Annotated in this window: 19 protein-coding genes and 1 riboswitch; of the genes, 16 read left to right on the top strand and 3 right to left on the bottom strand. The window is 48.0% G+C overall.

Features of this window, described 5'->3' with window-relative positions; all coding sequences use genetic code 11:
- Positions 1-229 precede the first annotated feature (229 nt).
- Positions 230-982 carry a hydrogen peroxide-dependent heme synthase gene (gene hemQ, locus ACQ5BJ_RS21920; protein WP_005551058.1) on the bottom strand — a complete coding sequence of 251 codons (753 nt, stop codon included), beginning with the start codon at positions 980-982 and terminating at the stop codon, positions 230-232.
- Between the two features lie 247 nt (positions 983-1,229).
- Between hemQ and ACQ5BJ_RS21915 the strand changes: the two genes are divergently transcribed.
- The 4 genes from ACQ5BJ_RS21915 (at position 1,230) to dnaI (ending at position 6,839) form a co-directional block, all read left to right on the top strand.
- Positions 1,230-1,526: a YuiB family protein gene (locus ACQ5BJ_RS21915; protein ID WP_163978897.1), complete on the top strand. Its 297-nt coding sequence runs from the start codon at positions 1,230-1,232 to the stop codon at positions 1,524-1,526.
- 479 nt (positions 1,527-2,005) lie between these two features.
- Positions 2,006-3,745 (top strand): ribosomal protection-like ABC-F family protein, encoded by a 1,740-nt coding sequence (gene abc-f, locus ACQ5BJ_RS21910; protein WP_430112365.1) that lies wholly within the window; start codon positions 2,006-2,008, stop codon positions 3,743-3,745.
- Positions 3,746-4,352: 607 nt separating this feature from the next.
- Positions 4,353-5,861 (top strand): DnaD domain protein, encoded by a 1,509-nt coding sequence (locus ACQ5BJ_RS21905; protein WP_040736925.1) that lies wholly within the window; start codon positions 4,353-4,355, stop codon positions 5,859-5,861.
- A gap of 30 nt (positions 5,862-5,891) precedes the next feature.
- Positions 5,892-6,839, top strand: a complete 948-nt coding sequence (gene dnaI / locus ACQ5BJ_RS21900) for a primosomal protein DnaI (RefSeq protein ID WP_005551051.1) — start codon at positions 5,892-5,894, stop codon at positions 6,837-6,839.
- A 192-nt stretch (positions 6,840-7,031) separates the two neighbouring features.
- Here the strand turns inward: dnaI and ACQ5BJ_RS21895 are convergent, their stop codons facing one another.
- Positions 7,032-7,181, bottom strand: a complete 150-nt coding sequence (locus tag ACQ5BJ_RS21895; RefSeq protein ID WP_005551050.1) for a hypothetical protein — start codon at positions 7,179-7,181, stop codon at positions 7,032-7,034.
- 249 nt (positions 7,182-7,430) lie between these two features.
- On the opposite strand from ACQ5BJ_RS21895, the gene trxA reads away from it, so the two are divergent.
- The 12 genes from trxA to ACQ5BJ_RS21835 all read left to right on the top strand — a co-directional run bounded on the left by trxA (position 7,431) and on the right by ACQ5BJ_RS21835 (position 23,089).
- Positions 7,431-7,751 (top strand): thioredoxin, encoded by a 321-nt coding sequence (trxA, locus tag ACQ5BJ_RS21890; RefSeq protein ID WP_005551049.1) that lies wholly within the window; start codon positions 7,431-7,433, stop codon positions 7,749-7,751.
- A 186-nt stretch (positions 7,752-7,937) separates the two neighbouring features.
- Entirely contained in the window at positions 7,938-10,109 is a 2,172-nt protein-coding gene (uvrC, locus tag ACQ5BJ_RS21885; RefSeq protein ID WP_430112362.1) for an excinuclease ABC subunit UvrC, read from the top strand.
- Positions 10,099-10,602 carry a hypothetical protein gene (locus tag ACQ5BJ_RS21880; protein WP_430112360.1) on the top strand — a complete coding sequence of 168 codons (504 nt, stop codon included), beginning with the start codon at positions 10,099-10,101 and terminating at the stop codon, positions 10,600-10,602. Before uvrC ends, ACQ5BJ_RS21880 begins: the two co-directional genes overlap by 11 nt.
- Positions 10,603-11,031: 429 nt before the next feature.
- Entirely contained in the window at positions 11,032-11,952 is a 921-nt protein-coding gene (locus ACQ5BJ_RS21875; RefSeq protein WP_430112358.1) for a carbohydrate ABC transporter permease, read from the top strand.
- A gap of 14 nt (positions 11,953-11,966) precedes the next feature.
- The gene (locus ACQ5BJ_RS21870; RefSeq protein WP_430112356.1) at positions 11,967-12,779 is read left to right on the top strand and encodes a carbohydrate ABC transporter permease; all 813 of its coding nucleotides are present in this window, start codon (positions 11,967-11,969) and stop codon (positions 12,777-12,779) included.
- 30 nt (positions 12,780-12,809) lie between these two features.
- Positions 12,810-13,592, top strand: coding sequence for an SDR family NAD(P)-dependent oxidoreductase (locus tag ACQ5BJ_RS21865; protein ID WP_163978889.1), 783 nt, complete (start codon positions 12,810-12,812; stop codon positions 13,590-13,592).
- A gap of 37 nt (positions 13,593-13,629) precedes the next feature.
- Positions 13,630-15,117, top strand: coding sequence for an aminomethyl-transferring glycine dehydrogenase subunit GcvPA (gene gcvPA, locus ACQ5BJ_RS21860; RefSeq protein ID WP_268620016.1), 1,488 nt, complete (start codon positions 13,630-13,632; stop codon positions 15,115-15,117).
- Positions 15,117-16,700: an aminomethyl-transferring glycine dehydrogenase subunit GcvPB gene (gene gcvPB, locus ACQ5BJ_RS21855; RefSeq protein ID WP_268620017.1), complete on the top strand. Its 1,584-nt coding sequence runs from the start codon at positions 15,117-15,119 to the stop codon at positions 16,698-16,700. The genes gcvPA and gcvPB overlap by 1 nt, the downstream gene beginning before the upstream one ends.
- A gap of 3 nt (positions 16,701-16,703) precedes the next feature.
- On the top strand, positions 16,704-18,458 hold the full coding sequence (locus ACQ5BJ_RS21850; protein ID WP_268599820.1) for an amylo-alpha-1,6-glucosidase: 1,755 nt from the start codon (positions 16,704-16,706) through the stop codon (positions 18,456-18,458).
- Between the two features lie 199 nt (positions 18,459-18,657).
- The gene (locus ACQ5BJ_RS21845) at positions 18,658-20,460 is read left to right on the top strand and encodes a sensor histidine kinase (protein ID WP_005551033.1); all 1,803 of its coding nucleotides are present in this window, start codon (positions 18,658-18,660) and stop codon (positions 20,458-20,460) included.
- Positions 20,441-21,682: a response regulator transcription factor gene (locus ACQ5BJ_RS21840; RefSeq protein ID WP_005551032.1), complete on the top strand. Its 1,242-nt coding sequence runs from the start codon at positions 20,441-20,443 to the stop codon at positions 21,680-21,682. The genes ACQ5BJ_RS21845 and ACQ5BJ_RS21840 overlap by 20 nt, the downstream gene beginning before the upstream one ends.
- Before the next feature lie 138 nt (positions 21,683-21,820).
- On the top strand, positions 21,821-23,089 hold the full coding sequence (locus ACQ5BJ_RS21835) for an ABC transporter substrate-binding protein (RefSeq protein ID WP_005551031.1): 1,269 nt from the start codon (positions 21,821-21,823) through the stop codon (positions 23,087-23,089).
- Between the two features lie 97 nt (positions 23,090-23,186).
- On the opposite strand, the gene ACQ5BJ_RS21830 is transcribed toward ACQ5BJ_RS21835, so the two are convergent.
- Complete coding sequence (locus tag ACQ5BJ_RS21830) at positions 23,187-24,887, bottom strand: CPBP family intramembrane glutamic endopeptidase (RefSeq protein WP_268599824.1); 1,701 nt, start codon at positions 24,885-24,887, stop codon at positions 23,187-23,189.
- Between the two features lie 249 nt (positions 24,888-25,136).
- Positions 25,137-25,295: riboswitch (cyclic di-AMP (ydaO/yuaA leader) on the top strand.
- Positions 25,296-25,339 lie beyond the last annotated feature (44 nt).

Here is a 25,339-nt window from a genome sequence, read left to right as displayed (position 1 = left end):
TTGTGGTCGAACCGTAAGGAGATTTGGTGGAGGGATCCGCCTTGATCCCTGCCTCCTTGCTCACTTTCCCGAGCTAACCATTGCCGAAGGTTAGGGCATGTATGCATAGGGGCTGATGGAATTGAATGTACATGATTTTGATAAAGAGGAAAGCAAAAAAACCGGGTTGCCCGCATAGGCTTCCCGGTTTGTCGCTCTTGAGTATGATGGTAGCCGTGAATGCATGAAGCTACAGCTTCATCATGTCATTCAGCTTATCCATAGTGAGGTGGTTCCCTACATAGAAGGAGCCGAATTCGCCGAAGCGCGCGCTGACTTCATCGAAGCGCATTTCATAAATCAGCTTTTTGAATTGAAGCGGGTCATCGCTAAATAGCGTAACGCCCCATTCCCAATCGTCCAAACCTACGGAGCCTGTAATGATTTGCTTCACTTTACCCGCATAGCCTCGACCAATCATGCCATGGCTGCGCATCATATTGCGGCGCTCTTCCATGGACAGCATGTACCAGTTATCGGACAAGTCGCGCTTCTTATTCATTGGATAGAAGCAGATGTGCTTGCTCTGCGGCAAGGTTGGCTTAAGACGCGCAATAATTTCCGGATTCTCCATCGGATCCTCGGTTGATCCTGGCTTCGTCATATAATTGCTCAGTTCTACGATGCTGACATAGGAATATGTTGGTGTCGTAAATTGAGCGAAAGACGTTTTATTCAGCGCATTTTCAAGCGCATTAAGCTCTTCGAGTGTTTCACGAAGGTGGAAAATGACAAAGTCGGCTTTTTGGCCTACGATGCTGTATACGACAGTGCTGCCCTTCTTGTCTGCTTCCGTTTCGGACCATTCCGACCATAACGTTTGCAATTCCTCAAGCGCATGCGCACGCTCTTCATCGTCCGCCTTTTTCCATTGAGCCCAGTTGATCGTGCGGAAATCATGGAGTGCATACCAACCGTCGAGCGTTAAAGCTGCTTCATTCATATCGCGTTATCCTCCGTTATCGTAAAAGATTGTGTACCACAACCACTATTGTGAAAATCGCCATTCTAAAGCCATTGTAGCTATAATTTGCATCGCATTCAACTAAGAGGTGATAAATGTCACTGAATGTTCGTTGATTTTTAGCCCAGGTGCAAGTACACTAAGACTGATCAGCAATTAGCGAAATATGGATATTTTATTGGATAATTATAGATTGGATGAAGAAAAGCAGGAGGCGGTTTGCAACATGTTAGGCTGGATAATGGTCATCATTTTAATGGTGCTTTTTTTTGTGATGATGTTCGGCATTGGCTTTATTCTGAACATGCTGATGAAGACAACGTGGTTCCCAATCGGCGTATATTTAGTCGTTTTGCTGCCGGCAATGGTTATCATGCTGTGGAAGCAGGATGCATCGGTTATGGACAATTTGACGGGCATCGGCTTGCAGGGATATTTAACGGCGATAGCTGGACTTGCAGGGGCATTTATTAGCGGAAAGACAATTCATTTTTTACGCAAGAGTGGATATCAGATGTTTTAATGAAAATTGTACTTGATAAATTTGAGCTAATTGGCATACAATGATACAGAACGCATCGGGACTTTTCGATGCATAGATTTTATTCGAATGAAAGGGCAAGGTATCTACTGCGATGTTGAACTAATCTGATCTGATAGGAGTCATTTTGACAGCTTTATATTTCAAAATGTACGTTCAGAGAGGATAGGTCTGCCCATTTTCGCAGATTGATATCGGCCGTTATATTTGATAGCTTGCATGATTCATCACTTATTTTGTAATGGAATAACGCAACGGTATTGCACTTGTCCCCACTGCCTCAGTTTCAACATTGGATGAGGAGAATCGGGGAGAGACGAATCGTTGCTTAGAACGGATTGCTGTGGCATACGTTTAGAGACACGTGCGTAACATACGTGTTCAATTCCATGACATAAGCGAAGTGCAAGCTTGCAGCCGCATGCACACTATCCTCTCTGGGTTACCAGGGAGGTTTTTTTATGACTAACAAATATACAGCACAATCAAAGAATAAATCGGGCCAAATCGTGTTAGAGGCTCATCAATTGGCAGCCTATGTAGCCGATCGCCGCTTATTCCGCACAGACAGTTCTCTTCGCATTTATGCAGGGGATCGTATCGGACTTATTGGCGTCAACGGAGTCGGGAAGACGACATTGCAGCGCATATTGGCTGGCATGGTAGAGCCGGATGAAGGAACCGTAGTATGTAATGTGGTAACGTCTTTCGTACCGCAGTTGGATGATGCGCGGGAGGAAGAAGCAGAGGAAGTGATATTAAGCGGCGGGGAGCGCACGAAACGCCGATTGAATGAGGCCATGAACGCAGGGGCAGGACTGCTGATGCTCGATGAACCGACAAGCCATTTGGATGTGGAAGGAATGGAGTGGCTGGAAGATCGGATGATCGAATACTCTAGAACGGGTGCACTATTGTTCATTTCACATGACCGAACGCTGCTCAATCATGTGGCAACGAGAATCTGGGAAGTGGAGAACGAACAGATTCATGTCTTTACCGGCGGGTATGAGGACTATCGCAGGGAAAAGGAACGGCTGCGGCTGGAACATCAACGCTCGTATGACAATTATGTCGCAGAAAGAGGCCGCTTGCAGGAAGCGATTGTAGAGAAGAAGGAGCATGCAAGTAAGGTCAGCAGGCCTAAGAAGGGATTGACCAGTAAGGAAATGAGGCTTGCGCGTCCCTACTTCAATCGCAAGAAGGCAAAGGTAGAGAAGACGGTTAAGGCGATAGAGAAGCGTCTTGATCAGTTGGAGATTGTGGAGAAGCCATTTGAGCAGGTGCAGGTATTATTCAATGCGGAATGCCATGCTCCGATTCGCAGCAAGCAGGCTGTGGAGGTTCAAGGGCTTGCACTGCGTGCAGGCGACCGTGAACTGGTGGGCAGCAGTTCCTTCAGCATTCGGCCGAATATGCGTGTCGCCTTAGTCGGTTCGAATGGAGCAGGGAAGACAACCTTACTCCGCCGATTGGTGGAGGTATATGAGCTGAGAACTGCAGGAGAGCGTGATGTCACAGTGGAGGGAGGACGGATCCGCTTCTCCCCAAGCGCTCGAATGGCGTATTTCGATCAGAAGCTGTATGCCTTGGATCTACAGGCCAGTGTACTGGACAATGTATTGAAGTCGAGCGCCTATGATCAGACGATGGTGCGGACGGTATTGGCGCGGCTTAGGTTGCGACGGGATGAGGCATTGAAGCCGGTATGGCAGTTGAGTGGGGGCGAGAAGGTGAAGACTCAGCTCGCCAAGCTGTTCATGAGCGAAGCGAATATGCTGCTCCTCGATGAGCCGACGAATTACTTGGATATCGACACGCGCGAGGAACTGGAGCGTGTGCTGCTGGAGTATCCAGGTACGATCCTGTTCGCAACGCATGATCGCATGCTGCTGGATCGAACGGCTACACATACCATTGTGTTCCGAGACGGCGAACTGGAATGGATGACAATTGAAGCATTTCGCGAGCGTCAGCGACCTCGACCTGTTGAGAGAGGCGTTACTTCAGATTTTGTACCAGCACAGGAAGTGCAGAAAATTGAACAGTCGTCCTCATCGATGTCGGCTGAGGAGCGATTGAAGCTGGATCTGGAATGGGCGGATTTGATGGGGCGTTTGTCTGCCCCGCGCAAGGGAGACCATATCGAGGAACTGGAGCGGCAATATGCGGAACTGCTTAAGCGGCGCAAGCAGCTATGAGCAATGAGCAAGTGATACGAAAGCGGATCAAATACAATCTGAACTGCCGCAGCGCCTGCAAGAAGGTGCTGCGGCTTGTAGGTTCTAGGGACTTTACCCGGATCAATGAAACGATATGCTGGACGGCATGCAGATTACTTCCGTGCGGCAGTAGATTATTTTCGACGTTAGACATGGATTCTCTAAAAAAGAGAATGAGATGCGCGTCTATCGAGCCATCGTCGAATTCCTGAAGCTGCACCATGAACAAGAAGCAGTGCCAGCGATTCCGACAAGAAATGTTAACGAGGGGCTCTAGGGTTGTTGGGAAATAAGGATTTCTCTGCTTCGAGAAAGATGGGGCGAAAATTGTATTTATGGAAAACAACGTGATTGAGAGCGTGCGATCTTAACGATTATTAGTATTCTGCCTAGGTATACAATAGAAGATATAACTAGCATCTTTCCTTTTCTGCGCAGAAGAGCATCTGGCATGCTCTCTGCGCTTTTTTATGCTTTTTTGATCGGAATTGCATGTCTTTTTTACCACGATTTTGTCGGACGGGCAGACTCTATATATGTTACAATAGGTGGACTGAGTAGAGCGGAAGGAGAAACAGGTACGACGATGCGGATGTCGAATATGCACCATTTTACAGAACATCATCGATATGTGGCTTATCGAGAGTTTAGCTTGAGCGAACTGGATCTAAAGATGTTGTCCCATGTGTATCAACCAATGGTGGGGGCATTTGCGATCGGCATGTATCAGCTTCTCTGCCAGCATGTGGCATCAGATAAGACAGGCTATTCAGCTGTAGATGCGCAGCGCCGATTGTTCCTGCTCCTTGGATTGGAGCCAAGTGAGAAGGGACGCACCTATTTCATTGAACAGGCTTCCAAGCTGGAAGCGGTCGGACTGTTGAATACGTCAAGAGTGATGCTGCCTGATATGGATGATTGTATGTATGAATATGAGCTGCAGCAGCCCTTGTCCCCAAAAGAATTTTTCGAAACACAGCATTTAACTCTTCTTTTGCGGGATAAGGTTGGAAAATACGCGGTGCTGTCCTTACGGCAGCAGTTTACTACGGATGACCCCTTTGAAGGAATGGCATCCAATATGCATCGGGAGAACATATCTATACCATTCTACGATTTGTTCCGCCTGAATACGCATGTCATTGATTTCGAGCTCGAGCAGGCCCTTCAAGAAGTCGCCCCAAGCCGTACCGCGATTGCGGATGCCGAACCTGAAGCTGTTGAAATCAATTATGCAGATATTATTATGCGGTTCCCTAAGCAGTCCTACAACCGCAAGTTCGTAGAGCAGCTTCGTTACAATAAAGAAAGTATGAGTACAATTAATTACGTTGTCCGCAAATTCGAGCTGACTTTGCAAGAACTGTGCCGTTTGCTGGATGAAGACGGCGTCTTCACGCAGGACGGCTTGGTCGCATTGGAAGAACTGCAGCACCGTGCTCACCTTCATTTCCGTCAGAATAAGCGGAGAAGCGAGCATCGGGAGCGAGTGCAGCATCGAATTGAACAGAAGGAGCAAGTGAAAGAAGAGCATGAAGAGGAAGTTGCGGTGCAAATGGAGTTCTATGTTGAGGTTCCCCCGCAATTCCGCGACAAATGCGATATTCATCAATATAACATGCTGCTCCGCAATACACCGTATACGCAGCTGCTTGAAAAGTTTTTCCCAGGGGCAGTCCCGGACTCCTTCCTTGATATGTTTACCAAGATGGATTTGAATTATAAGATGCCTGATGAGGTCATCAATGTACTCATTCATTATTTGATGACGATGCTGGTAAGCGGATCGGAGCACAGACTAAATCGGAACTTCGTTGAAGCGATCGTATCCAATATGCTTGTAAAGCAGATACGCACATATGAACAAGCGGTTATGTATACTCGTGAACAGGCGCAGGTCAATGGTTCTGGTCGAACGCAAGCTTCTCGCCAAGACGCTGGCAGACAGCAGCGGCCGCGCAGCCGATACAATAATAAAGCAGCCAAGCCATCGATTCCTGTCGTTAAACCGAGTGAAGCGGGATCAGGTCTGACACCGGAAGAATTAGAGCGTGCTCGTGAATTGGCGCGACGATTGGACGAAGGACGAGTATAATAAAGTTACAGCGGATAGGAGGTGCGACTTATGGAATCTATCGGAGATATTTTGAAGCAATTGCCGGTCAACGCCCGCCGGACTCAGGCGGAACAGAAAATAGAAAAGCTGCTCAACGATCCATTGATCGTGCAATTTCGCTCCAAATATCCGGAGTTGTCGGATCGCGACCTTCGCATCAATATGAATAAGCTATACCAATATGTAACGGAAATTGGGCACTGTACCAACTGTCCGGGCTTGGATCAGTGTCCGAATGACTTCCATGGCCACTATACGATGCTGAGCGCCGATAACCTGAACGGGAACAACTATGTATATGATCGGAAGGTACCCTGCAAGAAGCTGCTGGCTAGTGAGCGCCAACAGGCGATTTATAACCGGGTACGTTCCTTCTATGTAGATGAGACTGCGCTCAAGCGCGGATACTCTGCCTCCGAAATACTAGAGAATGATATTGATCGATCGCCTGCCGTTTTAAATATCATTGAATATATTGAGAAGACAAAGAAAGAAGGATTGATGCCTGAGGGCATGTACCTCGTCGGGCCTTTTGGGACGGGCAAGACATTTCTTATGAGCTACGTATTGTACGAACTCGCTCGGGCCAATTACACCGGGGTAATCGTCTATATGCCGGAGTTTGTCGAAGAGCTCAAGTCAATGTTCCAAGAGCCGCAGAAGCTGCGGGAAACGATTGAAATGATGAAGGAAACCGATCTGCTGGTATTCGACGATATCGGGGCAGAAAATATTACTCCTTGGGTTCGCGACCATGTGCTGGGCTCTATCTTGAATTATCGAATGAACCGTAAGCCAACATTCTACACGTCGAATTATGATTTGGAAGCACTGCAGAAGCATTTCAGCTTCACGCGTGAAGGAGAGGATGTGCATAAGGCCGAACGGCTTATGCACCGGATTCAGCCATTTGTGAAAGTGGTACATGTACAAGGACGGAACAAACGGGGAAGCTAGCTAGAGAGAAAGCTTGAAGCTGTTCATGCCGCATAGCATCGCAGCTTCGGCTAAGAAGCCAGTATGCCTCCCGTTCATGCTATATAATTGCAAATAAAAGCCCGGTCGCAAGCAATGCGAACCGGGCTTATTCATGGTAATAGGGATGCCACTGTGGTGCGCTCCATTGAGGGGAACGCACCATGATCAGGGCTAGGAGATGATGAACTTCACGATAACCATGCCGAAAAAGACTACCGTCATAAATCCGGCCATTGCACCGAACCCGAACATCAAATCGGAGAAATCGTTGCGCGGTTCCTCGTTCACATGCTCACGCGGATCAATTGCTCTCGCTTCCATCAAGGGGCCTCCTATCTCTTACATGTCTGATACAATGACGTATGTCACGGCATCAACAGGTATTTTAACCCAATTTCTTATCGCTATAAGTATACCGAACTGCGCCATGACTGTAAAGACAGCGCTCTCTTAGGATGTGACAAATTGGATGCAAAAATGAAGTGCAAATTTCACATAAAACATTGAACTGTGGTATACTTTACATGTTGACTCAGATTGTAAGCTTCTAACATAAAGGAGGAACCAAATATGGCTATCGTTAACGTATCCGACCAAACGTTCAAGACTGAAGTTGAAGGTCAGCAAGGCGTTGTATTGGTCGATTTTTGGGCGCCATGGTGCGGCCCTTGTAAAATGCTTGCTCCTATCCTCGATGAATTGGAAAGCGAAGTAAACGGTCAAGCGACTGTTGCAAAAGTGAACGTGGATGAGAACCCAGAATCCGCTTCCCGCTTTGGCGTAATGAGCATTCCTACAATCATCGTGTTCAAGGACGGTCAGCCTGTTGATAAGGTTGTAGGCTTGAACTCCAAGGATGCATTGAAGAACTTGATCAGCAAACATCAATAATCGAGATTTATTACAGAGGACAACCTATAAAAGGTGTGTTCTGCTGAGGGACATCTCGATTGAGCTTGATGTGAATCGCAAGCGATAGATTGCCAGCCCTTCCCGTTGCGGGAGGGCTTTTTCTTATGTCTTCACTCGTATACAATAGGATCATATATTCGTATTATAGAGGAAAGGGGGAGGACGATGAGCGAAATAGACAACAACCAATCCAATTGGCGGGTAGAGCGCTGGAAGGAGCGCTGGAACGAACGTTATTCTACGGACGAGCAGCAGGAGCTGTCGCCAGAGGAGCTTGCAGAACGGGAACAGGCATTGGAGCGAATTCGCAATAAGCTAGCATTGCTTCCTGATTCGCCGGGATGCTATCTCATGAAGAACCGTGAGGGAACCATTATTTATGTCGGTAAGGCTAAAGTATTGAAAAACCGCGTACGTTCGTATTTCAATGGCAGCCATGACGGTAAGACGCAGCGGCTGGTATCGGAAATTCGCGACTTTGAATATATCGTCACTTCCAGTAACATGGAAGCCCTCATATTAGAATGTAATCTGATTAAGCAGCATCATCCGAGATATAACGTGCTGCTCAAGGATGATAAGACGTTCCCATATATTAAAATTACGAATGAGCGCCACCCGCGGCTTGAGGTTACACGTCGCGTGCTGAAGGATAAAGCCAAATATTTTGGGCCATATCCGAACGCATTTGCCGCTACGCAGACCAAGAAGCTGCTTGATCGCTTATATCCGCTTCGCAAGTGCAAAACACTGCCGGATCGGGTGTGCTTGTACTATCATATTGGACAGTGCCTTGCACCTTGCGAGTATGAGGTAACGGAGGCGCAGTATGAAGAAATGGTGCAGGAGATCGCGAAGTTCTTAAGCGGCGGGCATGAGGAGATTAAGAAGGAACTGCAGCGAAAGATGGAAGAAGCCGCTGAAGAGATGCAATTCGAGCGTGCCAAGGAATATCGGGATCAGTTGATCGCGATTCGTGCCATTATGGAAAAGCAGAACATAAATACATCCGACCAACTGGATCGCGACGTATTCGGCTTTGCTGTAGATAAAGGCTGGATGTGTGTTCAAATTTTGTATGTTCGACAAGGCAAAATGATTGAACGGCATGCAACAAAGTTCCCATTCTATGGGGAAGCGTATGCGGACTTCATGTCGTTCGTGACGCAATATTATAGTGAGAACCCGGCACTGCCTAAGGAAATATTGCTTCCTGATTCGGAACTGTTCGACACATCTGCTGCACAAAACGATGCTGAGGCAGAGGAATCAAGTGGCACTTCATCTGTTGCGGGCGTGGATACACAGGATGACTCAGTGGACACACAAGATGACTCATCCATTGCCAATGAACATGAACAGAGCCGCATAGAGGAAATAGATGAGGGAGCAAATCACGGAACGGATGACGGGATTGCCGGTGCAGAGGCGCTTCAGCAATGGTTGAACGTCAAGGTGCACATTCCGAAGCGCGGGCTTAAGAAGCAGATGATCTCGATGGCAATGGAAAATGCACGTGTTGCGCTGGATGAGAAGTTCAAGATGCAGGAGCGCAATGAGGATCGCACTTTGCGTGCTGCTGAACGGCTCGGAGAAGCGGTCGGCATCGACAATGCCCGCCGTATTGAGGCTTTTGACAACTCGAATATTCAAGGCTCGGATCCAGTATCGGCTATGGTAGTCTTCATCGACGGCAAGCCTGCGAAGAAAGAATACCGCAAGTATAAGGTACGCACGGTGCAGGGGCCTGATGATTATGAAACGATGCGCGAGGTCATTCGCAGACGGTATGAGCGGGTGTTGAAAGAACAGCTCGAAATGCCTGATTTGATTATTGTAGACGGAGGCAGGGGTCAAATGTCTGCCGCGCTTGATGTACTGGAGAACGAGCTTGGATTAACGATACCGGTCTGTGGACTCGTGAAGGACAATAAGCATAAGACGGCGCAGTTGATGGCCGGTGATCCGCCAGAAATTGTCCCTCTTGGCCGGGACAGCCAAGAATTCTACATGCTTCAGCGCATTCAGGAGGAGGTTCACCGTTTCGCGATTTCATTCCACCGGGAGCGGCGTGCGAAGTCGATGGTCGTCTCAGCGCTTGATTCGATCCCGGGCATTGGTGAGAAGCGGCGCAAGCATCTGTTGAAGCATTTCGGATCATTGAAGAAGATTCGGGAAGCATCGGTTGAGGAATTCCGACAAATCGGGATTGGCGAGAAGTTGGCGCATACGATCTTAGCCGCTCTCCAGCACGAGAAGGAACCACAGGAAGCCGAGCCGGATGCCCCAGACCTGGAGGCTGCCGATGTGGATAATGACGTGAACCATGATAAATAAAAGGAAAGCTGGAAGCCTTGCAGATCGTTGCTGCAAGGCTTCTTTTTTTGAGCTGGTTCCGACAGTTACGGTTGACGTAATGGACTTCCGCTTGGCCCTGGAATCGGGCGGCGGCTCGGCTCCTCCTTATATTCGAGTGTACTTTCACTCTGTCATGGGTTGGAATAATATGCTATATTCTTTTGGGTTTATCATTCAAAAAATCATTTTTATCATTAAGATGGAACGGGCCAGATTTGCCATCGTAATTGGGGGAGGAGATTTTATTTTTAAGTGTGGAGTAGGGCTTCTATATGGGGCTTTTACGCATCTGTTGCTGGTTATGTTTTGGAATGATTACGTATACATGAGAACGTTGAAAGATACAGGAACAGCAGTAAACCAACCTTTCTACTATATTAACGATAGTTTCTGGACAATGTTCAATATTGAGATTGGGCTGGCCGTTGTTTTGATTATCGCATCGTTTTTCATCAAGAAAGAGCCAAAGTGATATTGCGCAACATAAAAAAGGCCTGGCAAGGATAAACCTTGACCGGGCCTTTTTTCGCAGCAAGCTTATTAACCGTTTGCATTTGCAAAAACATTCATTACTGTGAAAAACGAGGCTGCATGTACTGCTTAACTCATCCTCGTCAACGTCTTCTTTTTTCCTATCGAACAAAATAACGTCATGGAACAAACAAAAATCCCCCTTACTGCCTGTCCCGCAAAATATATTCGAACAAAGTCCCCCCTAATGAAAAACAGCCTTCCGTGTAAAAACGCTTACATCTCATCTACAATGGTACCTACGATGTGCCCATCAAATTAGGGCTGTGCTATAGAAGAGCCGAGCATCCTGTCCTGACATCATCGAACGGCAGCGCCTGTTACACTGCAACCTATGATCACGAACAACAAAGAAAGGAACGAAGCCCTTATGAATATGAGAAAAAAACGATCGTTTTCGCTTCGCATGCATGCAGCCGTGCCTTATTTATTCATTATGCCATGGATAATCGGCTTTCTCGCATTCACGCTCGGTCCACTCCTTTTTTCATTCATTATCAGTTTCTTTGATTGGCCAATTGTAGGGGAGAAGACGTTTGTCGGATTGGATAACTTTATTAACATGTTCACGGATGATCCGTTGTTCTGGACATCACTAACGGTCACAGTGAAATTCGCCATTATATTTGTGCCTGTTAACATTTTAATTGCGCTTGGACTTGCGATACTGCTGAACCGCAACGTGCGAGGCAGTGGATTTTTCCGAACAGCGTTCTATGTCCCTTCCGTTATTTCCGGTGTCGCGCTGGCGATGATTTGGTCATGGGTGTACGACGGAGAATACGGGATTTTGAACTATGCCTTATCACTTATTGGGGTAGAAGGGCCGAATTGGCTGAATGACCCGAAATGGTCTCTTGTAGCGATGGTGTTCGCCAGCTTATGGGGACAGGGATCGATGATGCTTATTTTCTTGGCAGGCTTGAAAAATATCCCGCGTGAGCTGTATGAGGCTTCCGCAATTGATGGGGCAGGTACGGTGTCGCAGTTTTTCCGAATTACACTGCCGATGCTTAGTCCGACCATTTTGTTCAACCTGATCACCACGATTATTTCTGCGTTCCAGCAGTTGACGCTCGCATTGGTGTTGACGGGGGGAGGCCCGCTCAATTCCACGTATTTCTATGCGATGTATATGTACGAAAATGCCTTCAAATATTCCAAGATGGGCTACGCATCTGCCAATGCGTGGTTTATGTTTGCGATTGTACTTGTTCTGACGATGCTTGTATTCCGTTCTTCGTCGGCATGGGTGTATTACGAAGGTGAAGTGAAGGGCGGCAAAGGCTGAGGAGGGAGATTGTGATGAAAAAAATAACGACTTACGCACTGCTCATCTTTTTTACCGTATTGTTCTTGGCGCCCTTCTATTGGATGGTCTCAACATCATTGAAGTCGCCCGAAGAATTGTTCGTTTTTCCGCCGCAGTGGATTCCGATCAGCTTTCATTTCGAGAACTTTGCGAAGGCATGGAATTCACAACCGTTTGATGTGTTCCTGCAAAACTCATTGATCGTATCGGTGCTGTCACTCATTGGTCAGGTTGTGTCCTCTGCGCTTGTTGCCTATGGATTCGCCAGATTTCGATTTAAGGGAAGCAAGACATTGTTCATTATTTTGCTTGCCTCGATGATGATTCCTTGGGAAGTGACAATGATTCCGTTATATATGGAATTTAATGCACTTGGCTGGATTAACACATTGAAGCCATTGATTGTTCCTTCTTTCTTTGGCTCGGCATTCTATATTTTCTTGCTTCGTCAGTTCATCATGACGATTCCGCCAGAGCTTGAGGAGGCAGCCCGCATCGATGGCGCGAATCCGCTTCAATCGTTTATCCGCCTGATTGTACCGCTTATGGCTCCGGCATTGATCCTCGTTGCGGTGTTCAACTTCCTTGGCACATGGAACGATTATTTGGGCCCGCTCATTTTCTTGAATGATCAGAGCAAGTACACGCTGACGCTGGGCTTGTCGCAGTTCAAAGGGATGTACGAGGTGAAGATGGATGCGATTATGGCCGTTACGTGCATGATTTGCTTGCCTCCGCTTGCTATCTTCTTTGCAGCGCAGCGTTATATCGTAACCGGTATTGCAACAACAGGGATGAAGGGGTAACAACTTGAACAGATAACGGAGGGACTATTCATGATGCAGCAAATAGATGTTTTTGGCTTGAAAGGCAAGACTGCGATGATTACAGGCGGAGCATCTGGTATCGGACGCGCTACGGCACAATGCCTGGCACGCTTCGGAGCCAATGTGGTCATCGCTGATATTGGAGAACAGCAAGGGCAGGAGACTGTCCTGGAAATTCGAAATGCAGGGGGAGAAGCACAATTTGTGTCCTGCAATGTCACGAAAGCGGAAGATTGTGAGCGTGCAGTCCGCCTGACACAGGAATGGTATGGGGGCGTTGATATTCTGTTCAATAATGCTGGCGTCATTCGTCGCAAGACGGTCGTTGGGCTAGAGGAGCAGGATTGGGATCTGGTCGTGGACGTATCCCTTAAGGGTACGTACTTGTTGTCCAAATATGCGATTCCAGTTATGGCCGCTAGAGGAGGCGGAAGCATTATTAATACCGGATCTGGATGGGGGCTGAAGGGCGGCGATCAAGCCGCAGCGTATTGTGCTGCGAAGGCTGGAGTTGTGAACTTGACGCGTGCCATGGCAATCGACTTCGGTAAGGACAATATTCGTGTCAACTGCGTATGTCCAGGCGATACAGATACGCCGCTGCTGCGTGAAGAGGCCGTACAATTGGCGGTCGAGGAGGGAGCATTCCTTGCTTCATCTGCCGTAGGCAGACCTTTGGAGCGTATTGGTACACCGCAGGATATTGCAAATGCAGTACTATTTCTGGCAAGCGATCTATCGCAATGGGTTAGTGGAAGCGTGCTGGTTGTGGACGGCGGGGGACTGGCGTAACACTTGATCTGAATATTGAAGGGAGAGAACGCACGTCATGAAGGAACGTCAATCGAATGTGCATCCTTATATTCCGAATACGGTTCCGAAAGTTAAGGCACAGATGATGCAGGAGATCGGCATTGCAAGCATTGAAGAGCTGTATCGCGATATTCCGCAGCATTTGCGCATGCAGTCGGAGATGGATTTGCCGCCCGCATTGAATGAATTTGAGTTGAAGCGTCATATTGAACGTTTGCTGGCGGCGAATGTGAGCACTTCGCAGGCTACAAGCTTCTTAGGTGGAGGCTGTTGGCAGCATTTCGTGCCGGCTGTATGCGATGAGATCAATCAACGATCGGAATTCGTGACAGCTTATGCCGGAGAACCTTATGAGGATCATGGCAGATTTCAGGCCTTGTTCGAATATCAGAGTCTTGTGGCTGAACTGGTCGATATGGATGTTGTCAACGTACCGACATTCGACTGGCCGCAAGCTGCATCGACTGCGCTGCGGATGGCTGCTCGGATGACAGGACGGACAGAGGTGCTCCTGCCAGCGATTCTCTGCCCTGACAAGCGAATGATTATTAAAAATTACTTGCATCCGCATATCCGCGTCATCACGGTTCAAACGGAATCGGATAGCGGACTATTGGATTTGAATGATCTGCGGAGCAAGTTGTCTGATCAGACGGCAGCTGTCTATATAGAGAATCCGAATTATTTCGGTATCATTGAGCGGCAGGGTGAAGAAATCAACCGCCTAGCTCGCGAATATGGGGCAATCAGTGTTGTAGGCGTTGATCCAATATCGCTCGGCGTATTGACCCCTCCAAGCCAATACGGTGCAGATATCGTCTGCGGGGATTTGCAGCCGCTCGGCATTCGTATGAACTATGGCGGCGGGCAGTCAGGTTTTATTGCTGTACATGATGAAGAACGCTTCGTCATGGAGTATCCGTCCCGGCTGTTCGGCATAGTCCCAACTGTTGTCGAGGGAGAGTATGGCTTCGGCGACGTAGCTTATGAGCGTACCTCCTTCGCACAGCGCGAGCAGGGAAAGGAGTCTGTTGGCACACAGACTGCATTATGGGGGATTACGGCTGGCGTTTACTTGGCCTTGCTTGGACCGCATGGCATGTACGAGATAGGCGAGACGATCATGCAGAAATCTCGTTATGCAGCGGCTCGTTTGAGCACATTGTCTGGTGTTGCGCTGCGTTATGAGAATGCCTTCTTCAAGGAATTCGTCATCGACTTCACGGCAACAGGTCTAACGGTTAGCCAGATCAATGAGCATCTGCTTACACGAAATATCTTTGGAGGCTTGGATCTGTCCGGATCATTCCCTGAAATAGGGCAGAGTGCTTTGTTCTGTGTAACCGAGGTCATGGCGAAGGAGCAGATTGACCATCTGGTTGACGAACTCACAGCTTTGCTGAATAAGACGATACAGCCGGACATCAACTGCTCGCTTACAAGGACATCCGCAGAAGGTATGTCGGAAGCAGCCGCGAATATGGCAGAGAGGTGTGATGAGTAATGCAACAAATCGTTCGCAAGGATCGTACAGTCAGACAATTTCATCAGGCGAAATGGGATGAGCCGGTCATTTTTGAACTTCATCGGGAAGGAGAACGCGGGGTTCTCGTTCCAGAGGCGGAGCAGGAGCTTATCCAAGCGGTGGGCGACGTCATTTCTCACATTCCAGCTTCGATGCAGCGCACGAAGGCGCCGCAGCTTCCTGAGATTGGTCAGGCGAAGGTGCTTCGCCATTACTTGCGTTTGTCGCAGGAAACTCTTGGCAGCGATCTTAATATAGAGATTGGCCAAGGCACGTGCACGATGAAATACATTCCACGCATCAATGAGCTGCTTGTGCGCAATCCACAGCTGACGGAACTGCATCCATTGCAGGACAGCCGCACGGTACAGGGAACACTGGAAATCATCTATCGGCTGGATGAGGCGATGCGTGCAATATCTGGGATGGATGCCTTCTCATTCCAGCCTGGCAGCGGGACTCAAGCCTTATTTGCGATGACGTCCATCGTTCGAGCTTACCATGAGGCGAATGGAGAAGGCGATCAGCGCGATGAAATGATTACGACGATCTTCTCTCATCCATCTCAGGCTGCAACGGCGGCTGTGAAGGGATACAAGATTATTACCCTGCATCCGGATGAGGATGGCTTCCCAGATATTGAAAAGCTTAAAAAAGCGATATCAAATCGTACGGCAGGCTTCGTCGTAGCCAACCCGGAAGATACGGGAATCTTCAATCCACGCATAAAGGAGTTCACGGATATTGTGCATGCGGCGGGCGGAATTTGCTATTACGATCAAGCTAATGCCAATGGTCTGCTCGGTATTGCACGTGCAAAGGAAGCAGGATTCGATATGTGCTTCTTCAACCTGCACAAGACGTTTGCGGCTCCTCATATGTGCGGCGGGCCTGCTGCAGGCGCTCTGGGGGTTACAGAGCAGCTGAAGCCATTCTTGCCAGGGCCGATTGTAGAACGAGACGGCGAACGCTTCGTACTGCACACCAATCAAGAGCTGAGCATCGGCAAAGTAAGAAGCTTCCATGGCGTTGCACAGACAATTGTGCGCGCTTATGCTTGGATTCGCAGCTTAGGAGCAAAAGGACTGCGCGATGTAGCGGAAATTGCTGTCTTGAACAATAATTACTTGTACCATAAAATATTACAGATCTCAGGCGCTAGCGTTCCTTATGTAAAAGGAGGACGCCTTGAGCAAGTTCGCTACAGTTGGGAGAAGCTGACGAGGGAGACAGGGGTGACGACCGAAGACATTCAGCGCAGAATGTGTGATTTCGGATTACATTACTGGACGAGTCACCATCCATATATTGTACCGCAGCCGTTCACGCTGGAGCCGACGGAATCATACTCCAAGGATGATCTTGATGAGTATATTCAAGCGTTAGCCCATATTGCAGAGGAAGCTCGCAGCGTGCCAGAGATCGTCAAGTCTGCGCCGCATCACAGCACAGTGCATCAGAACATCGAGGAATCGCTGGATAATCCGGCTGAGTGGTGCATTACATGGCGAGCTTACTTGAAGAAGACAGGGCAGGCAAAAGGCCTGCCAGATAAGGAGTAACGGATGTCGGCAACCATACCATTTGATATTCATCACATCCCATTTAGCCGGTTTGGAACTTTTCTAACGGTATCGTATTTGCCACAGCATGGAAAGCGAGAGGAAGGTTTGTATTTCCGTACGGTTCGCGGAGGAGATGACACGAGCGGTGCTGTTTTTCGTCTGGAACTGATGGCTGAAGATCAAGTCGTTCCTTACTCAGTTCATCCTTCTCCTTCTTCCTTGACTCTCCTTGAAGAAGGCGGGCAAGGAAGAGCGGAATTATGTCTGCCCGAGACTGGCGCAATGCGGATAAGAGCTCGGGGAGCAGGGATTCGGCTGACATTAGTCGCTGGTTCTTATGATTATGTACTGCCGCATCAGGATGGACGCTATGAGGTTAACCATTTCACGACCGAAATGCGATTTATGCTTACGCTGCTGCAAGGGGAGCTTGCGGTAGATGCTCCATGGGAACGATCCAGATGCAAATATGCTGTAGTGGAGTGTAGCCCGACTGATGCAATCAACAATGGGACAGCGGAGGCGGAACTGATGCTGGAAGAGTATCGGATACAGCCGCCAGCCATACGGACATTGGCGTCAGTGGGCTGCTTTGATGAGGCGGTTGCAGGCATTAAGCAGGAATTTGACGCATGGCTCGACAAAAGTTTGCCTGTTGCCTTGGAGGAATTGGAGAAAGCGCGTGCTTTAGCTGCTTACATCACATGGTCGTGTGTGGTACCTGAGGCTGGACATTTATCACGCCCTGCGATGTATATGTCAAAAAATTGGATGACGAACATTTGGAGCTGGGATCACTGCTTCAACGCAATGGCGCTTGCTGCCAACCAACCCGAGCTTGCTTGGGATCAGTTCATGATCATGTTCGACAAGCAGGATGAATCTGGACAGCTTCCAGACTTCATCAATGACAAGTATGCGCTGTGGAATTGCTGCAAGCCTCCTATTCATGGCTGGACGCTGCGCTGGATGATGGAGCGCAATGAGTGGTTCAGACATGCGGATCGTTTGCGTGAAATTTATGATCCGCTTGCACAGTGGAGCAAATGGTGGATGAATTGCCGAGATGACGATCATGACGGAATTCCTCAGTACAATCACGGCAATGACAGCGGCTGGGATAATAGCACGATTTTTCGCTGTGTTGGTCCTATAGAAAGTCCAGATTTGTCGGCGTACTTAATTATTCAGTTCGAGGTGCTCGCGGAAATAGCGGAACAGCTAGGCAAGGCTTATGAAGCGGCGGAATGGCGCAATGCTGCGAACAGTTTGCTCGGACGGATGATGGAGCATTTTTGGCAGGGGGGGGAGTTTAGGGCTATCCGCTCAGGCACACATGAGCCGGCACAAGGGGACAGCTTGATTCCGTTTATGCCGATATTGTTGGGTGATCGCCTTCCAGAATCAGTACTGCAAGCACTTGTAAAGGCAGTTGCCGACGAAGAACGATTCTTCAGCCCGAATGGCTTCGCTACGGAAAGTCTGAATAGCCCGTTTTACGAGCCGGACGGCTATTGGCTTGGGCCAATCTGGGCTCCGGTCATGATGCTGCTAATCGATGGATTGCAGCGCAGCGGGCAGCGGGAAGTGGCACAAGAGGCCGCAATTCGCTTCTGCCGCATGGCTTCTCGCAGCGGGATGGCAGAGAACTTCGATGCGAAGACTGGCTGTGGACTCCGTGATCGGGCTTTTACTTGGACCTCCAGTGTGTTCCTTATCCTGGCCAATGAATATGTCAATCAACCACTCCAATGAACGGAATGAACAGGCTCCCTACTGCTCAGCGCGCACGGGAGCTATTGTTATTTGTTCGTCCTATCTGCCTAATTGGTGTCTCGATCAAAATGATTAGAGGGACCTCGGTCTCCATTGTCAGGTTAAAATTGGTTATGATAAACTTCACATAACATTAACGCTCATCCACATCATAACTAGTCCATATGAGCAACAGGGGATGATTCGTATCGAAGCGCCGCGTGAAAAGCTAACTGGAATAACTCATATGACACAGTCTGGCGTCTTACATCGGCTACAGCAATGGATGGCCAATATGCCGCCGAATCCTAGGCGAAGCTTGCGCTTGAAGCTCGTGCTGTTTTTCTTGGCGTCATCGCTTCTTCCTCTAATGATTCAGGGCGTGCTTTCTTATCAACAATCCTCTCGTCTTCTGCAAGAGCAGTTCGGCAAATATGGTCAGAACAGTGTTAATCAGCTGCAATACCAACTGGATACGGAACTAAATCAGATGAGTATGATTGCAGGCTATATTTATTCGTATTTGCTTAATCCATATAAGAATGTTATCTCTGCGGAGATTCCCAGGACGTATTCACAGGTGCAGGATAAAAACGATTTGGAAGATTTCTTGAAAGCGCTTAAAAGATTGCATGATCGAGGGATCTTCATTATTACAAAATCCGGATATTACTACGGAGACAGTATGTTAAATGTCGATGTCTTGTTCCAACAGCCTTGGTGGCAACAAATACCTGCCGATCATGCTGGAGAGTATTGGGCAGGGTTCTATTCGCCATTACATTATCGGGATGAGAAAGATACACCGAACCAGAAGCTGCTTGGCTTGGTCGTACCGATTCGCAACCAGTCAGGGCCCTTGCAGGACAGTAAAATTCTCATTGAAATGAACGCAGATAAGCTGATTGAGCTGTTTCGCATGTTCGAAGAGGACACGAAGTCGATTGTGACGGTCACGAGCGGAAGCGGACAGACGATATATCGCTCATCAGGCGACAACACTGTGCAAGAGAATGATATTGTATGGAAGCAGAGCCTGCAAATCAATGACTGGACGATTGAAGCCAGACTTCCCTATCAATATTTTAATCAGCCTTCGAGCGTGATTAAGTCTTACACCCTATTCGGTTTAGGACTGTCTGGCTTTTTCGCACTTGTCCTTGCCTATTTATTTTCTACACGTGTAACAAGAAGAATTAAGCGGATCAAAGAATCGATGAATTCAGCAGGGGCTGGCCGACTAAAAACCCGAATCCAAGTGCGGGACGAAGATGAGCTTGGATCACTTGCGAACAGCTTTAATAAAATGATCGGTCAGATCGAAGAACTGGTGAAGGAGATCGCCGCCAAAGAGCAGCTCAAAAAGGAAGCTGAATTGCGGGCTTTTCACTACCAGATCAATCCTCATTTATTGTTCAATACGTTGAACTCCATACAATGGAAGGCTAGGCTGCAGGGCAATGAAGATATAAGGAAAATGATCGCTCACTTGACGATTGTGCTAGAAGCGAACTTGGATGTGACGCGGGAATTGGTTCCGATATCGAAAGAACTGGAGCTTATTGATCATTTTCTGCAAATTCAACATGTTCGGTATGAGGGAGAATTCGGATATAAGGTGGACATCGCATCAAGTGCGATGACAGCAGTCATACCGCGTATGAGCTTGCAGCCGTTATTTGAAAATATTTTTTTCCACGCTTTCGAAGATGGGTATGGAACGATTGCCCTACGTCTCATTGACAACGATTCAGACCTGTACTTAACCTTGACTGACAATGGAAAAGGGATGAGCGAGGAGCGTCGATGTGCTTTGCTGCAGGCTCCGAGTGACCCTACTCAGAGGCATGGGCTTGGTATGTACAACGTGGATCAAAAGTTCAAGCTGCATTTTGGTTCCGAATATGGATTAAGTATCGAATCTCAATTAGGAAGCGGCACGACGATTGCGATACGCTGGCCAAAAAAGGAGGAAGCACCCAATGACAGACAGCCCTATTAAAGTGCTGATCGCTGATGATGAGAGTATTGTTCGCAGAGGATTGATGGCAACCGTAAATTGGGAACGATTCAACATGGCAGTCGTAGCCGATGCCCCGAACGGTCAAAAGGCATGGGAAGCTTTCCTGCTTCACGAACCAGAGGTTGTCATAACAGACATCGTGATGCCCGAGATGGACGGCATTGAACTGGCAAAGCGTATAAAGGAAAAGGCGCCGCAAACAAGGGTGCTTCTGCTTAGCTGCCATCGCGACTTCGAGTACGCACAAAAAGGCATGATGCTTGGAGCGTCAGGCTATTTGTTAAAAACGGCGTTCGAAGACGAGGAGCTTGCTTATTATCTACATAAGTTCGAAGAGGAGCTTGCCGGCGACCAACAGTCTTCTCCAATTGTTCGCTCCGCGGATTCCAGCGAGGAAGATACGCAGTGGAATGCGGCATTCTATGCGTGGCTGTGCGGTTTTCGCAATGACTTCCATCATGAGTTGAAGCTACGCTGGGAGACACAATGGAGCTGGCTGAATGAGCCTCATGAAATCATGTTAGTCAAAATATTTGACAGTTTCGAGCAAGTTCCTTCTGCTGGTAAGGCCTCCAATCGAGGCGGAGAGTACTGGAAGTACCTTGGAGATACACTTTTGCATGAAACAAAGGGGCCATGTTCGTATATTCCATGCGGTATCGATCGCTGCTTCTATGTATATCATCCTTCTGCTTGGATGAAGGTAGAGCAGTTGCTGAAGGAATGTAAATCCTCCTGCCCTCAGCTGCATTGGAGCAGACGAGGCCCGTTGAAGGGGATGGAGGGGTGGCTGGAAGCGGTACAGGAGCTGCATCGAGCAGCAGAGGTGGAGCGCAAATTCGAGCTCAGGGTTAATTCGTGGCCGGAAACGGTAATGCAATCCGTGCTATTGGTTGCGGATAATGTGAGTGAGCCATGGTCGGTGAGCGATGTGGCAAATCGAGTTGGCTTAAGCCGCAGCCACTTCAGTACATTGTTCAAAAAGGTGACGGGGGAGAATTTTGTTACCTTCCTATACCGGATGCGGTTGAAAACGGCGCAGGATCTGCTGCTCAACACGGCGATGACGCTGCAAGATATTGCTGAACGAATTGGAATGGTAGATGGGAAATATGTGAGTAAATGGTTTAAGCGCTGCTGTGGGATGACACCGAGTCAATATAGGAGCGGACAAAAGGGAGAACAGACTGCTCAAAAATGACGAGAGGCGAACGATATTCCGCCTTTCCATCGAACAAATTCACCCCGTATTCGAAACAATTCGCCGTTTTGAAAACGCTTTATTGTTATTAAAGTGTAGATATGTTGGAGATGCAACCATTTGGGGGGAATGAGCAGGATGAAGAGAAGGTCAAGATTGGTTATTCTGTTAACGATCTTTGCACTTATGTTTGCTGGCTGTGGCGGAGGATCTGGAGAACAAGGTTCCTCCGGAGGAGACAAAGGGAAACAAACAGTTCTTCGGTTTGCTACCTGGGATACAGGCGAAAAGCTGAAGGTTCAAGAAAATATTGCGAGAGCGTTCGAGAAGTCCCATTCAGGCGTTAAAGTACAAATTGAGCCTTATGCAGATGGCTTCGATCAGAAGCTGGCTGCATCGTTCGGTGCGAGCAATCCGCCGGATGTTATGCTGATGTGGGATTTCCCAACGTATCATTCAAACTTGGAGGCGCTCGATTCCTTTACGGAAAAGGATGCAAGCTTGAAATTAGATGATATATACGAAGGCTTGTTCAATTACGTGAAAGTAGACGGCAAGACGTACGGCTTGCCTGCGGGCTTCACGACGCGTGCTATGTATTACAACAAGAAAGTTTTCGACGCGATGGGCGTTCCATATCCGAAGGATGGCTGGACATGGGATGACTTTAAGGATATTGCAACGAAGCTGACAGATAAATCGAAGAAGCAGTATGGGTTCGGTGTTCGCGCTGAGAATGATCCATACGATTTGCAAGGATTCATCTGGAGCAACGGGGGAAGCTTCATCAGTGATGATGGCAAAACGATCGAAGGCATTATGAATGGATCAGAAACCGTAGCTGCAGTTCAAATGTTCGGCAATATGGTGAAAGATGGATATGGAGTTCTGGTAGGCGGAAAGACACAACTGGGCGGTAATGACATTTTCAAAGCGGGGAAAATCGGGATGTGGGAAAGTGGCGTATGGCCGCTTGAAGGATTCAAGGAGGCAAAGGTTGATTTCGGAACCGTTGAAATGCCGGCGTTCCCTGGCAAGCCTGTAAAAGGCGTAATTTCCGTAAGTGCAGTATCGATAGCGAAACAATCCAAGCAAAAAGAGTTGGCATGGGAGTTCGTGAAGTTCTTTACTTCGGAGGAAGCCGTTAAAATGAAGAGCGATGCTGACCTGCCGATTCGCAAGAGCGTTGTGCAGGAAATGAAGCTTGATCAATCCGAACTGTATGCACCGTTCTATCACATGCTGGAGCGTTCCGACAACACACCAGCCTTTTTGCTCAACAGCAACTGGAACCAAATGAACCGTCACCTTTCGACCGCAATTGATTCTGTCATGCTGGGTGAAGATGCACAGAAAGCACTGGATACAGCAGTGAAGGAAGCCAAAAAATTCGTTGAAAAGAAATAATAAACAATGGGCCGTTGCTTCGAGAGGTGCGTATATACATAACACCTTGCGAAGCAACGGCTCTATTTTTATAGAAACTATGCACTTGGCAACAAGCTTACTTCCATTGGATTCGATATGTGCTTCGGCGATGGTTGTGATGCATCTTAGCCAGTATATACACAATGGCGATGGGTGAAATGAGATACACAAATCCAATGATAAAGCCCTTCATGGTTCCATCAAGCAGGAATGACAAGGACATTAAGCAATTGTCTAGCATTAGATGTGCGAACATGGCGGTCCACCAACCATGCTTCAGCATAATGAAGAGGAACAACATTCCGATGAACAACAGCTCTACTGGTCTTGAATAATAAGGATAGATCGGATAGGTGACATGGCCGAACGCCCATATGAGTGTCGGTAGAATGCCAGCAAGCCATGGATTGCGGAGCCAACGATTCAGCAGGCCTACCCCGAATAAGCGATACACGCCCTCCTCAGAAATAGCTGCAACCCATGCGAGAAGAGGGAACAACGGTGCAATGCGCAGGTTAATCGGCGATTGGGAGGCATCTGTAGATGACCACGCATGAAATCCGGATTCTAAAATAAAGAAAATAACAGTTTGCAGACCGAGCAATACACCTGAATACGCGATTCCGATCCATAATGCCTGAACCAGCTTGCTGCCGAATGAAGTATTGCTCCATGTAGGCAGTACATCCCTGTAGGCAGACAATGCCCATGCTCGCTTGCCCGCATGGATAGAGAAATAGAGAATAACGCCCTGAATAACCGTAACCGCGCCTTGAATGGCGAAGGACAGCCCCATATTCACACTATCCAAAGTGATTTGGAGTTCAAGCGCAAAGAGTCCCGGCAGTGCGTTCCATACATGCAGCAGTGAAATTCCGCATGAGACAGCCGTTAGTACGAACAGTGTCTTCGATCCGAACTTTAGGTCGCGGCGGTAGACGATGCAGGCGATAAGGGAACATGCGCTTAACAGAATTGTCATCCACCTATATCCAATGTTGTAAATGGAAGAAGCGGTTTTCGTTTGATGAAGCTCCTCTGCTTGGTAGCTGTGTGGAATAGACCAGAAGGGCTTCAGCATGACGATACGATCCTGCGAGAAGACAGCCTTCACGTTCAATGCAGCCTGCCCGACATGGGCTTCAGGAACGAAGTACGATACGGTGTCTAATTCTGTAGACGATTCATTATGCTTTAATTGGGAAGAATTCCATCCCATATGCTTCAAGAGTGCGTCTGCAAGTTTCTTGCGGCTCGCTGCATCCAATACAGGCTCCTCTTCTTCTGCTGACGTCTCACCCGCCTGATTTCCCATGACCCAGCCTAAGCTGGCAGCGCTCGATGGCTGATCTTTGAATTCAAATCCAATGATACGGCCACTCGTCATGTGCACGTCAATGCACATCACACCTGATCTGCCAGAATGCATCGTATTCAGCAATACTTGGTAGGTATCATATGGGCTGGATGGCTCCCATTTCTGGAAGGAAGAAGCCAGCTTTTCCTTGCTAATATAGCCGGACACGGTAGGCTGACTGCGATACACAACGGTAGGGGCGATATTAGGCTCAGTTGTCATCGAGATATGATGCCGGTTTAAATCCTGCACAAATGTGAGCGCTTTGCGGGCCGCCTCCTCTTTCGTTAAGATGGCTTGAGTGGTTGTCGAATCAGATATGGCCTCTGTTTGTTGAAAGGGAATGAATACCTGCACAATGAGGAATAATAGAAATCCAGCCACTGAAGCAAGGAGAAGCGGCTTCGATATATAGGACATGTCAGAACCTCCATCACATCACACGTTATCGCGTATGATTGCTTATTTGTTCATTTTATCCACTTCAACTTTGTAAAGTCCAGCAGAGAAAATGTAGAAACAATCAGCGATAATGAGTGTTTTGAATACAATCGAAGAAAATGGGGGATTGTAAGCGCTATTTATTCAAGTTTTTCGTCTTATTCTGGTTAATTTGTTCATTCTTTGACTTTGTATGCAGCAAGGGAAACGTATATAATCTCGTTATGAATTGCATACAAGCCGAGTTTCGTGAATGAACGAAAGCGGGGGACCCGATAGATGGGGTGAATTTCGCAAATGTGGATGAACAGAGTCCGCTAGCGAATAGGGCAGCCTGGACGTGCCCGAATCCGACAGCTAACCTCGTAGGCATGTACGTCAGGATACCAGCGATAGCATTGGGATTTCCAGTGCTTTTTTTCGTGGAAAAA

This window comes from Paenibacillus sp. B1-35 (genome assembly GCF_050474385.1).
In the GTDB taxonomy this organism is placed as follows: Bacteria; Bacillota; Bacilli; order Paenibacillales; family Paenibacillaceae; genus Paenibacillus_B; species Paenibacillus_B alvei.
Note: the sequence above shows the minus strand (reverse complement) of the source record. Positions and strands in the feature narration are given on the sequence as shown.

Excerpts from the sequence above, each read along its gene's own strand:
- hemQ (WP_005551058.1), bottom strand. The coding sequence starts at position 982 with ATGAATGAAGCAGCTTTAACGCTCGACGGTTGGTATGCACTCCATGAT.
- ACQ5BJ_RS21915 (WP_163978897.1), top strand. The coding sequence starts at position 1,230 with ATGTTAGGCTGGATAATGGTCATCATTTTAATGGTGCTTTTTTTTGTG.
- abc-f (WP_430112365.1), top strand. The coding sequence starts at position 2,006 with ATGACTAACAAATATACAGCACAATCAAAGAATAAATCGGGCCAAATC.
- ACQ5BJ_RS21905 (WP_040736925.1), top strand. The coding sequence starts at position 4,353 with ATGCGGATGTCGAATATGCACCATTTTACAGAACATCATCGATATGTG.
- dnaI (WP_005551051.1), top strand. The coding sequence starts at position 5,892 with ATGGAATCTATCGGAGATATTTTGAAGCAATTGCCGGTCAACGCCCGC.
- ACQ5BJ_RS21895 (WP_005551050.1), bottom strand. The coding sequence starts at position 7,181 with ATGGAAGCGAGAGCAATTGATCCGCGTGAGCATGTGAACGAGGAACCG.
- trxA (WP_005551049.1), top strand. The coding sequence starts at position 7,431 with ATGGCTATCGTTAACGTATCCGACCAAACGTTCAAGACTGAAGTTGAA.
- uvrC (WP_430112362.1), top strand. The coding sequence starts at position 7,938 with ATGAGCGAAATAGACAACAACCAATCCAATTGGCGGGTAGAGCGCTGG.
- ACQ5BJ_RS21880 (WP_430112360.1), top strand. The coding sequence starts at position 10,099 with ATGATAAATAAAAGGAAAGCTGGAAGCCTTGCAGATCGTTGCTGCAAG.
- ACQ5BJ_RS21875 (WP_430112358.1), top strand. The coding sequence starts at position 11,032 with ATGAATATGAGAAAAAAACGATCGTTTTCGCTTCGCATGCATGCAGCC.
- ACQ5BJ_RS21870 (WP_430112356.1), top strand. The coding sequence starts at position 11,967 with ATGAAAAAAATAACGACTTACGCACTGCTCATCTTTTTTACCGTATTG.
- ACQ5BJ_RS21865 (WP_163978889.1), top strand. The coding sequence starts at position 12,810 with ATGATGCAGCAAATAGATGTTTTTGGCTTGAAAGGCAAGACTGCGATG.
- gcvPA (WP_268620016.1), top strand. The coding sequence starts at position 13,630 with ATGAAGGAACGTCAATCGAATGTGCATCCTTATATTCCGAATACGGTT.
- gcvPB (WP_268620017.1), top strand. The coding sequence starts at position 15,117 with ATGCAACAAATCGTTCGCAAGGATCGTACAGTCAGACAATTTCATCAG.
- ACQ5BJ_RS21850 (WP_268599820.1), top strand. The coding sequence starts at position 16,704 with ATGTCGGCAACCATACCATTTGATATTCATCACATCCCATTTAGCCGG.
- ACQ5BJ_RS21845 (WP_005551033.1), top strand. The coding sequence starts at position 18,658 with ATGATTCGTATCGAAGCGCCGCGTGAAAAGCTAACTGGAATAACTCAT.
- ACQ5BJ_RS21840 (WP_005551032.1), top strand. The coding sequence starts at position 20,441 with ATGACAGACAGCCCTATTAAAGTGCTGATCGCTGATGATGAGAGTATT.
- ACQ5BJ_RS21835 (WP_005551031.1), top strand. The coding sequence starts at position 21,821 with ATGAAGAGAAGGTCAAGATTGGTTATTCTGTTAACGATCTTTGCACTT.
- ACQ5BJ_RS21830 (WP_268599824.1), bottom strand. The coding sequence starts at position 24,887 with ATGTCCTATATATCGAAGCCGCTTCTCCTTGCTTCAGTGGCTGGATTT.